Source organism: Desulfosporosinus sp. FKB (genome assembly GCF_002196705.1).
GTDB lineage: Bacteria > Bacillota > Desulfitobacteriia > Desulfitobacteriales > Desulfitobacteriaceae > Desulfosporosinus.
Genome location: NZ_NADJ01000025.1, coordinates 12,976 through 24,534, shown reverse-complemented (window position 1 = coordinate 24,534; position 11,559 = coordinate 12,976). Strand labels below are relative to the sequence as shown.

Sequence of the window (11,559 nt, the reverse complement as noted above, 5' to 3'; positions counted from 1 at the left end):
AAAATTAGGAGGAATTAATGTGGGATACTCTTACCGTGATGCTGGTGTTGATATACAAGCCGGTAATAATGCAGTTGAACGTATTAAACCGGCAGTAGCCCGAACGCTCCGTCCGGAAGTATTAGGCGGACTTGGCGGATTTGGGGGACTCTTTAAGTTAGATCTGGAAAAGTATTCAAATCCGGTTTTGGTTTCCGGAACGGATGGCGTGGGAACAAAGCTCTGTCTTGCCTTCCAGATGAATCGGCATGATACTATTGGACAAGATGCTGTGGCTATGTGTGTTAATGATATTTTGGTTCAAGGTGCGGAGCCTTTGTTCTTCCTCGATTATCTTGCCGTTGGCAAAGTGAATCCGGAAAGAGTTGCTGAAATTGTCGGTGGAGTTGCCCGGGCCTGTGAAATGGCCGGCTGTGCCTTAATCGGAGGAGAAACGGCAGAAATGCCAGGTTTCTATGCTGAGAATGATTATGATATTGCCGGTTTTTCCGTTGGAGTGGTCAACCGTGATCAGCTGATTGATGGGTCGAGCATTGAAGCCGGGGATGTTCTGATTGGCCTGCCTTCCACTGGATTGCACAGCAACGGGTATTCCTTAGCTCGCAAATTGTTTGAAAACTATTCTTTAGAGGAGGTTCTGCCGGAATTGGGAGAACCTTTGGGGGAAACCCTGCTGAGGCCCACGCGAATTTACGTTAAAACTATTCTGTCGCTCCTTGCAAAACAGAATATTAAGGGTATGGTTCATATTACAGGGGGAGGACTTACGGAGAATATTCCCCGTATTTTGCCTTCAGGACTGGGGGTTCAGATCGATCCGACATCTTGGAAACGTCCGGCAGTTTTTGATTTGCTTCAACGTTTAGGGGATGTTGCCTGGCCCGAGATGTATCGGACCTTTAACATGGGGATAGGATTTGTCATCATTGTCGGTGCGGAAGATGAAGAATCAATACGTCAGCAACTCAAGGAGATGGGTGAATTGAGTCATGTCATAGGACGAGTTGTTCACGGAGTAGGTGTCACCTATTGAGAACTGCAGTATTAGCTTCTGGAAGAGGAAGCAACTTTAAAGCATTGCTTGAGGCCTCAAAAAAAGAAGACTTACCGATTGAAATAGTTGCAGTCGGTTCCGATCAGCCGAGAGCTGCTGCCCTTGGCTTAGCAAAGGAATATGGGATTCCAACTGGGGCTTTTTCGATCAAGGACTATCCCCAACGTCAAGCCCAAGAAGAGGAACTTTTGATTTGGATGAGGAAACATCGTGTTGAACTTCTGCTCTTAGCAGGCTATATGCGGGTTTTGGGATCAGAGTTTATTCAACAGGCCAATTTTCCGATTCTGAATATTCATCCGTCTCTCCTTCCGTCGTTCCCCGGGCTTCATGCCCAGCGCCAAGCTTTGGAATATGGAGTCAAAGTAAGCGGCTGTACGGTTCATTTTGTCGATGAAGGTTTAGACAGCGGACCGATTATTTTACAGGAGGCTGTACCTATCTTAACAGCGGATACAGAGGATAGTTTATCTCAGAGAATTTTAGAAGCAGAACATCGTCTTTACCCTAAAGCCGTCCGGCTCTTAGTTTCTGGAAGCGTTAAACGGGTGGGGCGTCGAGTTCAGATATTGCAACAGGAGGGTTTGGAATGAAGCGAAGAGCCATTATCAGCGTTTCAGACAAGACGGGAATTGTCACTTTTGCTCAAGGACTTGTTGAGTTGGGATTTGAACTTATTTCGACGGGGGGGACTTTTAAAGCTCTTGATGAAGCCAATATCCCCGTGAAATATGTTAGTGAGGTCACAGGATTTCCGGAAGTACTAGGCGGACGGGTTAAAACCCTCCATCCGCTGATTCATGGCGGAATTCTGGCTCGGGATATTGAGGAACACCGCCAGCAGATGGAACAAAATGGCATAGGATTTATTGATTTGGTGGTCGTGAATTTATATCCTTTTCGGGAGACAATCTCCAAGCCGGGAGTGAGCTTTGAGGAAGCTATCGAAAACATTGACGTGGGAGGCCCGACCATGGTTCGCGCCGCAGCTAAAAATCATGGCAGGGTTACAGTATTGGTCAATCCTAAATCCTACGAAGAAGTCTTAAATGTCCTGCGTGAAACAGGGACTGTTTCCGCCGGTATGCGCAAGCGATTAGCGGCGGAGGCTTTCGCCCATACAGCGGAATATGATCGTCTGATTGCAGGTTATTTAGAACGGCAGCTTGAACCGGTCGGCGGTTTTCCCAGGACGCTGCGTCTAACTGCTCAAAAGGTTCAAGAATTGAGATATGGCGAAAATCCTCAGCAAAAGGCCGCTTTTTATATTAATTCTGAGGCCGCCCTAGGCAGTTTGGCAAGAGGAAAACAGCTTCAGGGAAAAGAACTTTCCTATAACAATTGGGTAGATATGGAGGCTGCGTGGAAACTTGCACGCGAGTTTGACTCATGTGCTGCAGCCATCATTAAGCACACCAATCCCTGTGGAGCGGCCTTAGGAAATACGCCCTTAGAAGCTTACAAAAGTGCTTTGGCTTCAGATCCTGTTTCGGCCTACGGTGGGATTATTGCTTTAAACCGAGTAGTTGACGGTCCTACTGCTGAGGCAATTAAGGAGTGTTTCTATGAGGTGATTGTGGCGCCGGATTTTAGTCCGGAGTCTCAGGACATTTTAAGTTCCAAGAAAAATCTCCGGCTCTTTGCAGTTGGCAGAGGCGAGAATGACCGAGTGACTCCTCGCGTGATGCTGAAAAGCGTTGACGGCGGGTATCTGGTTCAAGAGGTGGATCGAGGAACAACTCCTATTGATGAATGGGAATTTATTACCCAGCAGAAACCTACAGAGAACGATTTAAAGGCTCTTGATTTTGCTTGGCGTGTTGTTAAACACGTTAAATCAAACGCCATCGTCATAACTGATCACCGGCAAACATTAGGTGTCGGTGCGGGACAAATGAACCGTGTTGGATCTGTAAAGATTGCCGTTGAACAAGCCGGTGAAAAAACTAAAGGAGCATATTTAGCTTCCGATGCCTTCTTCCCCTTTTCGGATTCGATTGAATCTGCTGCTCAAGCAGGAATTCGAGCAATTATTCAGCCAGGGGGGTCTATCCATGATCCCGAAGTGATTGAGGCTGCTAATCGTTTAAATATTATCATGGTCTTTACGCATCGCAGACATTTTCAACATTAATTTTCCGGAAGGTAACTTTTGATAGCGGGTGAGAATATGAATAAACTTCGAGTGTTAGTCATAGGCAGCGGTGGGCGGGAACATGCCCTTGCCTGGAAACTCTTGCAAAGCCCGGCGTTGGAACGTCTCTATGTTGCACCCGGAAATGCCGGAACTGAACCTTGGAATATCCCTATTTCGGCCCAAGATATTTCAGGTCTGGTGGAGTTTGCCTTAAAAGAAGACATTGACCTGACTCTGGTTGGCCCTGAAGATCCGCTTAGCTTAGGAATCGTGGATGCTTTTCAAGAGGCCGGACTGCGAATTTTTGGGCCTGCTATGGCCGCGGCTCAGTTAGAGGGGAGTAAATCCTTCGCGAAAATGATTATGGAACGGGCTGAAATTCCCACGGCTAAATGGGAAGTCTTTGAAAATGCAGATCAGGCCAAAGCTTATATTAAGGACCTTGGAGCCCCTTGTGTTCTAAAAGCGGACGGTTTAGCGGCAGGAAAAGGTGTCATCGTGGCGATGGATTTAGATACTGCGCTTCAGGCCGTTGATGAAATCATGGATGGAAATTTTGGGGCAGCAGGGAAAAAACTTTTAGTTGAAGAGTTTCTTGAAGGGCAAGAAGTTAGTCTGCTCTGTTTTACGGACGGTACTGCAGCCCGCCCAATGGTTCCCGTACAGGATCATAAGCGTGCTTTAGATGGTGACAAAGGTCTTAATACCGGAGGTATGGGAACATACAGTCCTCCTCCAATTTGGACAACTGAGCTTGAAGAATCGGTAATGCGGAATCTTGTCAATCCGACGCTTAAGGTTATGGCTGAATTAGGAACTCCGTTTCAAGGAGTCCTTTTCCTGGGACTAATGCTTACGAAACAAGGACCAAAGCTTCTGGAATACAATGTTCGTTTCGGCGATCCGGAAACCCAGGTGGTAATGAAGCGCTTGAAGAGCGATCTTTTACCGATATTATGGGCTTGTACTGAAGGTCAGTTGTCTGAGGTTAAGCTGGAGTGGAAAAACGAAGCTGCCGTTTGTGTTGTGATGGCTGCACCTGGTTATCCTGCAAAGTATCCGAAAGGAATCCCGATTCACCTGTCGGAGACGACGGACAAGGATTCAGTAATTTTTCATGCCGGTACGGAAAGGAAAAATGGAATGCTCGAGAGCAGCGGCGGCCGGGTGTTAGGCGTTACGGCCGCGGGAAAAACTCTGCAGGAGGCTCGCGCTAAAGCTTATGCTCTTGCGGAGACCGTTGATTTCCCCGGAGCACATTTTCGGCGGGATATTGGTGTCAAAGGTCTGAATTGAGCTGGAGATTTGAGTGACCACTAAGAGTCTCCCCCCATATAATAATGGCAAGGTTCGATAAAAAGGGGGGATGAAGGTGTTTCATTATCGAAAGCATTTGTTTTATCCGGTACATGTTGAACGGCAAGATCCCGGGTTTGCCAAACTCTTGCTGGAACATTATGCCGGACGAAATAGTGAAATTTCCTCGTCGATTCAGTACTTAAATCAGCGTTCGAACATGCCAAATAGGTATGTTCGGGATTTACTGGGATTAATAGCAGCGGAAGAATTAGGGCATATGGAATTGATTGCTGCAGCTATTAGCAAATTAGGGGGGCCGCCGCTTACTTGTGTGAATTCTCAAGGCGCTCCCTGGGTTTTGAATTATATTGATCAAAATGCTGACTATATTACCATGCTGCAGGTAGATATTCAGTCAGAAACCAGGGCCGCCCTACTGTATCAACAACATTTGGAATCAACGACAGATCCTAATATGAAGAAAATGATCAACTTTTTAATTAATCGAGAAGGAGTACATAAACGTTTGCTCCAAAAAGCACTGCTGTTAATTCGAGAAAACGGGTCTCCGGAAGAACAAAATGAATTGATTTATGATTACAAGATGAGTCTGCAGGTTTTGGAATGAAGGTTTATTAGCAAGGGAAAGTAATTAACAAAGTCTATGAGGAACTGCGCAAAGAGTTTCGAGAGTGGGAAAAAGTCGTATTTGAGTAGTTAACCGAGGAACAATTTGATATCATGCTTAGCAACGTGGAAAAGTATGGTGGGCATTTGGGTGCATAAATAAAGAAGCAAGGTGTAGATATAGCAAATCGAAATGATTTTGAATAATGGGGTTGTATCAAAACGCTGAACCATTCAGTTGTAGGATACAGCTCTTTTTTATTATTGACAATGAAACAATAAATTAATAGGATAGTTATGATTTTCAAGGAAACATAAAACTATTCTTTTCGGAATTTTAAATATATATCGAATCAATCGACATACAAAACCAATCGTTGTTTAGGGAGGAAATGAAAATTATCGGACTCATTGCAAGATCTGCTTGTGCGATTCACACACCAGTCTTTAACGATATTAACGAGGTAGTGGCTGTTGTTGCCGTTTTTAAAAATATAGAAGTAGAATCAAAAATTGAAGAAATTGCCGCAATATCATCTACTTTTGCAAGTTCAGAAAGTTGTTTTGCAACACCGACAACCTCATCAGTCTAGTTCGTTATAGCCGAGTCGGCAATTACTGTGTTAATTAGCTGAAGTTTAAATGAAGTAGTATAAACAGGATTAAGACAATTAGCAGTAATATGTGCAAATGATAATCTTTACTGGCAGATATCTTTCTTCGTAACTTTAGTCCCAAGTGTAAAATGACCAATAGACAAATATATGCTCCAAGCCCCGTTGTCACTACTAAAGAATTTTCGGTGTGCTCAACTAAATACGTAAAAAAATAATAGATGCTGTGATAAGTCACTAAAATGAAAATCATTAAACCTAAAATGAAATGGATTTTTTCTAAAACTCGATAGTTTACATTAGGCAGAGATTCGTTGCGGCTAAAATCGATTAAAACCCATCTCAGCCCTGAAAGCACCATCAATAGTGCCATTATAAATGTGGCAATCCCTCCGGATTTCTGTGCGAGATCTGCTAAAAGTGCTGAATTCTGTAAGATGCTTCTGGCAAGCGCCATTCACTTTCACCTCCATTTTTCTTTTGCATTCTTCTCGTCTTTTGGTTAGACTCCTTTGAAACGATTTACAAATCTCGAATAAACTTTTTGTACATTGTTTAAACGTTTAGTATCATACTTACATGGAGGTGAAAAGAATGCAGAATGATTTACCGAAAGGGATTACCATCGGAGATTTAATTTGTTCCCTTCAGTTGAAAATTATAGAACCGATTGATTCACTTCCGGGTGTCGAAGGTTTGTCTATAGGGATTCTGAATCTAGAAGGAAAAGAAGAGCATGTCCTTCCGTTTGTGGGCTGCACTATCCAAATCAAACCGTTTAACAAAGTACATCAAAGTATCGTCTTTGAAATCACCGGACAATTGTACCACGATGAAACAGTTTCCTTGAAAACCAAGCAATTTTTTGCTGAGTCAAATTTTACTTGGCCGGATTTTTGCCTCAACGTAGAAGGTTGGCTGGCTATGGAACTTGGCCGCGTCTTGGTGGCCTGTGAAGAATGCTTTCAAATGTTGACCCGAAGTCTCTCAAATCAGCAAAGAGAAGCTGGGATCTCTGCTTTAAAAACGATATTAGGATATGATGTTTTTTTGCTCGATAATCAATTGGATGTCTTGGAGTGGGCAGGGGGAGAAAAATGGCCATTAAAACCCATTCCCTTTATGATTCCTAAATTCACCCGGCAAGCAGAAACAGAATCATCTCCTGTTTGGGATAACTTAAGGAGAGGCTATTGGAAGGATGAAGCCTTGAAAGATCTTCCTCTAACCTGGTACCCTATGTTTAGCCAACGTGGCCTCTTGGGCTATCTCGGGTTAGCCGTATCAATTTTAGAGATTAAAAGTATTGAGAAGTTTTTTTTAGACAAAGCAGTTTCTCTTTTTACATTAGAGTTGTTAAAGAATTATAGTGTACAAGAAAATGAACGCCTTCATCACCGCGATTTTCTCTTCGACCTCCTTTACAATAACTTTGATTCTTTGGACTTAATCATTTCACGCGGAAAGCTATGGGGATGGGATTTTAACAAGCCTCATTTGGTTATAGTCGGTGAGATTGAGAACCTTTCCTCCATTCCGATGGAGCGTCAACTCTTGGAGGAACTCATCGTGTACTTCGGACGAACTTTTCGTAATCTTCTACCGGGTTCCATCTGTTTGGATCGAAATGAACAGATCGTTATTCTTTTGCCGGTTGAAAAGATTAGTCCATCTCAGTGTCAAGGGATTGCCAAACATTATCTACAGATCATTAAGAAAACGGCACAGTCAGTAATCGACAACCGCAAACTTTCTTTTGGATTAGGAAATCTCTATCCAACAGCGCGCGAAATACATCGCAGTTTTCAAGAAGCAAGAGCTGCGCTTGAACTTGGACGTTTGCTTTTTCCAGACAAACTCTATACATCGTTTGCTGAGCTGGGAATTATGCGCTTGCTGCAACGATTGGATCATCAGGAGCTTGAGGATTTTTGTGTGGAGACGTTAAAACCATTATTGGAGTTTGATTCGGAAGCAAATTTGCAGCTTCAGGAAACGCTCCTTGCGTATTTTCTTTGTAATGGTGATCTGAATCAAGCGGCTCAACGACTTTTCCTTCATCCGAACACTTTGCGGTACCGGCTTAAGAAAGCGTCCGAAGTACTTGACAAGGATATCTTTCGTTTTGATAATCAAGTAAATTTATTCATTGCACTCCAAATCAGCCAACTTCAGGCCCTTTGGTCAGAATAAACGATCTTTATATGAAAGGTTAGATAACGCTTCTTTTCCAGTAATAGGAAGAGAGGCGTTATTGTATTTTACTACAAAAATCATATATTCTTTTCATTTCCTATACCAAAGACAGTTTTAATAACCTAATTTATACTTTATTTAAGTGAAGTCTTGCACAACCTGAACAGTGAGGGAGGGATACTAAGTGACTGAGGTCTTAAGGATTGACCTACCAAATGAGAGTGTAGCACACTTTAAAGAAATTGCTTCTGTTCTCTTGGCATTGAGTCGGGTTTTTAGTCATGGTGGTGAAAGTTTGGATAAAACTTTACCAATGATGGTTAAAACGTGTCATCAACTTGGTGAATATTACCCTGAACTTTTATCGATGAGTGCAGAGTTGGAAAACCATAGTTTATTGAATGAGATCGAGCAACAGCAGCTATGTTTTGAATTCAATCGTCTCTTCATCGGTCCCACGCCTCCAATAGCTCCACCCTACGAATCAGTTTACCTATCTCAGGATCAATTAGTTATGCAGGAGCAAACTGTTAAAGTACGTAGTTTGTACCAAGATGAGAATCTAATGGTGATTTCGCAAGGAAAAAATCCGGATGACTTTATGGCAACGGAGCTGGAATTTGCAGCTTACCTCTTAAGAAACGCAGATAAGGAAGCTATGCAAAACAAAGGCTTGAATCGTCTGAAATATTACGAGCTTTACACGGAATTTTCACAAGAACACCTCAGGAAATGGCTACCGAAGTTTGTGGAAAGAGTCCATCAAAAGGCGAATCATCCGGTTTTCCCAATGCTTATGGATGTGCTTTTATGTACTATTGAACTGCCTTTACAACAAAGGAGGAACGTATGATGAAAATCTCCCGGAGACAATTTCTAGGGGCAACTGCCGCTGTGACTGCGGGTGCCGGTCTGTTTAGTTTTGAAATGCTGACAAAGCTTGATCCAGCTTCTGCTGCAGCTGATAATTCAGAGACGAAGCAATTTCGTAATGTGTGTCCACGCAACTGCTATGACACCTGTGGGCAGATATCTTTTGTCCAGGACGGCATGTTAAAGAAAGTGGACGGCGATCCCAAGCATGGTTATACCAACGGCAGGCTATGCGTTAAGGGATACACCTATACTCGACGTGTTTATAGTCCTGATCGCATTAAATATCCGATGAAACAAATGCCGCGTGGTTCAGGTAATTGGACAAGAATAAGCTGGGACGAGGCTATGGATACGATCGCTAAAAAGATTTTGGATCTAAAAAAGCGTTATGGTTCAACGCTGCCGATCTGCTTTGATAAATATTCCGGAAACTTTGGCATCCTCCATTATGCAGCCGATGGAACAATGTCCAGTATTGGGTATACAACACGTGCTGTAGGGACGCCTTGTTGGCCAGCCGGGATTGATGCTCAAACCTACGACTTTGGAACGCTTTATAATAATGACCCTGAGGATATGGTTAATACCAAATATCTCATTCTTTGGGGACAAAATTTAGCCTGGACCGCCATTCATTCCCTTCCGTTTGCCCAAAAAGCTCGTGAAAATGGTGCTAAACTTGTAGTCATCGATCCAATCTTAACTTCTACGGCTTCGAAGGCTGATCTCTATATTCAGATCAAGCCGAGCACAGACGGCGCTTTGGCTTTGGGCATGGCACGGTATATTCTCGATAATAACTGGGTGGATTGGGATTACGCACGCGCTAACAGCGTTGGTTTTGATGAGTGGATTGATTATTTAAAAAACAATGTCACCTTAGATTGGGCCGCAAGCAAAACAGGAGTTCCCAAAGAGATCATTATGGAAATTGCACGCGAGTATGCCACAAGCAAACCAGCCAGTATGTGGGTGGGGTATGGGATGCAAAGGCATACAAACGGCGGGCAAAATGTCCGAATTATTGATGCCCTGGGCGTAATGACGGGTAATGTGGGAAAATCCGGTGGAGGAGTTAACTACGGCCAATTGGAAACTTGGGGGTTCAATTATGGGGCGATGTCATATTCGGCACCAAAAGGGTCGCGTGGTATAGTAGGGGCGAATGGCAAAGAAGGGGATCGTTCCATCAACATCAACAACTTTGCCCATGATGTTATGGCCCAGCAAGATCCCCCGGTTAAAATGCTCTGGCTTGCTTGCCGTAACCCAGGAGGTCAAGACCCGGATACCCATGCTATCGAAAAAATGTTCGCTTCTATGGAATTTGTCGTTTCAGTCGACTCCTTCTTTAACAAAACCGTTCAAATGTCAGATATTGTTTTGCCGGCGACAACACATTTTGAGAATTGGGATGTTAACGCAAGTTATTGGCATTATTGGATTGGGATCAATGAGATGGCGATCCAACCGATGTATGAGTCAAAATCAGATCTGGAAATCGCCATGCTTCTTTCTAAGAAAATGAATGCCCTTGAAGCAGGTTCATGCACCTATCCAACCAGTGGCAGCGAGCAAGAATGGTTGGCTAAAGAGTTTAATGCTGCTCTCAATGCATCCTTAGGAATTTCGAATTATAAAGAACTGAGCAATGGACCGCGTAAAGTTAAAATGCCTCCGGCAGCTTGGTCCGATGGAAAATTCCGCACCCCTTCCAAAAAAATTGAAATACACAGCAACCAAGCAGAGAAAAACGGTCTGCCTGCCCTGCCGATTTGGGTGGAGGAAATGAAAGCGCCGGAAAAATATCCGGTACGATTAATGACCCCTCATCCTCAGCTAGGTTTACACTCACAGTTCCAAAATCTTGACTGGATGATGGCGGCAAATCCTGAACCGAAGTTGGAGATTCATCCGAATTTAGCTGCAAAGTATGGTATTCAAGAAGGCGACAAGGTCAAAGTCTTTAATGATCTTGGTGATATAACTTTGAAAGCGCATTTAACGCGAACAACCTCAGAAAATGTCGTTGTATCTTATGAGGCATGGTATAACAAATCAAATTACAACGTGAATTATACCGTGAAGGCTATTCCGAGTGACATGGGAAAACAGGCCACGGGCAATAACGGTCTCGCTTTTCATGACAACTTTGTTGACTTGCAAAAAGTATGAGGAGGGATGAAAGATGAATAAACAACTTGGCTTCTTACACAATTCTGAGAAGTGCGTCGGATGCCGTGGTTGCGAAATGGCTTGTAAGAATTTATATCAAACAGATATTTCCCAACGTTGGCGTCAGGTTTTTCAAATTGATGAAAATGCCTATCCGCTCCCCAGTCGGATGTTTATTTCGATAGGTTGCAATCATTGTTCAGAACCTCAATGTATGAAGGTCTGTCCAGTTGGCGCATATACTAAACGAGACGATGGCATCGTCATTCATGATGATAACCGCTGTATCGGCTGCCGTCTTTGTGTTATGGCCTGCCCCTATGGTCGTCCGCAATTTAATTCTGTTATAAACATTGTTCAAAAGTGTAATCTTTGTTATCAAAGAGTGGACAAGGGAGAGAAACCGGCTTGTGTAGCCTCTTGTGTAGCAGGAGCGCTTGAATTAGTCCAGATCAACTCCAGTCTCGACGCGAAGACGGGAGTACTAAAAACACTCCCCGGTTTGCCAAGTCCTTCGATTACGAATCCATCAATACGTTTTGTCGGACCAAAACAAGGAAAGCAAGTTAGGAGGGATTAGA

Annotated in this window: 11 protein-coding genes; 10 read left to right on the top strand and 1 reads right to left on the bottom strand. The window is 43.5% G+C overall.

Features of this window, described 5'->3' with window-relative positions; translation table 11 throughout:
- The first annotated feature begins 19 nt into the window (after positions 1-19).
- The 6 genes from purM to B5Y67_RS07415 all read left to right on the top strand — a co-directional run bounded on the left by purM (position 20) and on the right by B5Y67_RS07415 (position 5,710).
- The gene (gene purM / locus B5Y67_RS07440; protein WP_088225820.1) at positions 20-1,033 is read left to right on the top strand and encodes a phosphoribosylformylglycinamidine cyclo-ligase; all 1,014 of its coding nucleotides are present in this window, start codon (positions 20-22) and stop codon (positions 1,031-1,033) included.
- Positions 1,030-1,647, top strand: coding sequence for a phosphoribosylglycinamide formyltransferase (gene purN / locus B5Y67_RS07435; RefSeq protein ID WP_088225819.1), 618 nt, complete (start codon positions 1,030-1,032; stop codon positions 1,645-1,647). Before purM ends, purN begins: the two co-directional genes overlap by 4 nt.
- Positions 1,644-3,188, top strand: a complete 1,545-nt coding sequence (purH, locus tag B5Y67_RS07430; protein WP_088225818.1) for a bifunctional phosphoribosylaminoimidazolecarboxamide formyltransferase/IMP cyclohydrolase — start codon at positions 1,644-1,646, stop codon at positions 3,186-3,188. The genes purN and purH overlap by 4 nt, the downstream gene beginning before the upstream one ends.
- A gap of 36 nt (positions 3,189-3,224) precedes the next feature.
- Positions 3,225-4,487, top strand: a complete 1,263-nt coding sequence (gene purD / locus B5Y67_RS07425; protein ID WP_088225859.1) for a phosphoribosylamine--glycine ligase — start codon at positions 3,225-3,227, stop codon at positions 4,485-4,487.
- A 76-nt stretch (positions 4,488-4,563) separates the two neighbouring features.
- Positions 4,564-5,118 carry a manganese catalase family protein gene (locus tag B5Y67_RS07420; protein WP_088225817.1) on the top strand — a complete coding sequence of 185 codons (555 nt, stop codon included), beginning with the start codon at positions 4,564-4,566 and terminating at the stop codon, positions 5,116-5,118.
- Between the two features lie 391 nt (positions 5,119-5,509).
- A complete protein-coding gene (locus B5Y67_RS07415) occupies positions 5,510-5,710 on the top strand; it encodes a hypothetical protein (protein WP_088225816.1) in 201 nt (66 codons plus the stop codon).
- A 34-nt stretch (positions 5,711-5,744) separates the two neighbouring features.
- Here B5Y67_RS07415 and B5Y67_RS07410 read toward each other — a convergent pair whose 3' ends face one another.
- Positions 5,745-6,188, bottom strand: coding sequence for a hypothetical protein (locus tag B5Y67_RS07410; RefSeq protein ID WP_088225815.1), 444 nt, complete (start codon positions 6,186-6,188; stop codon positions 5,745-5,747).
- A 137-nt stretch (positions 6,189-6,325) separates the two neighbouring features.
- Here B5Y67_RS07410 and B5Y67_RS07405 point away from each other — a divergent pair, with 137 nt between their 5' ends.
- From B5Y67_RS07405 to B5Y67_RS07390, 4 genes are all read left to right on the top strand, one after another.
- Positions 6,326-7,924 carry a helix-turn-helix domain-containing protein gene (locus B5Y67_RS07405; RefSeq protein WP_170932623.1) on the top strand — a complete coding sequence of 533 codons (1,599 nt, stop codon included), beginning with the start codon at positions 6,326-6,328 and terminating at the stop codon, positions 7,922-7,924.
- Positions 7,925-8,111: 187 nt separating this feature from the next.
- Positions 8,112-8,780, top strand: a complete 669-nt coding sequence (locus tag B5Y67_RS07400; protein ID WP_088225813.1) for a molecular chaperone TorD family protein — start codon at positions 8,112-8,114, stop codon at positions 8,778-8,780.
- Positions 8,777-10,978: a molybdopterin-dependent oxidoreductase gene (locus tag B5Y67_RS07395; protein ID WP_242975897.1), complete on the top strand. Its 2,202-nt coding sequence runs from the start codon at positions 8,777-8,779 to the stop codon at positions 10,976-10,978. Before B5Y67_RS07400 ends, B5Y67_RS07395 begins: the two co-directional genes overlap by 4 nt.
- A gap of 13 nt (positions 10,979-10,991) precedes the next feature.
- Positions 10,992-11,558, top strand: a complete 567-nt coding sequence (locus B5Y67_RS07390) for a 4Fe-4S dicluster domain-containing protein (RefSeq protein ID WP_088225811.1) — start codon at positions 10,992-10,994, stop codon at positions 11,556-11,558.
- Position 11,559 lies beyond the last annotated feature (1 nt).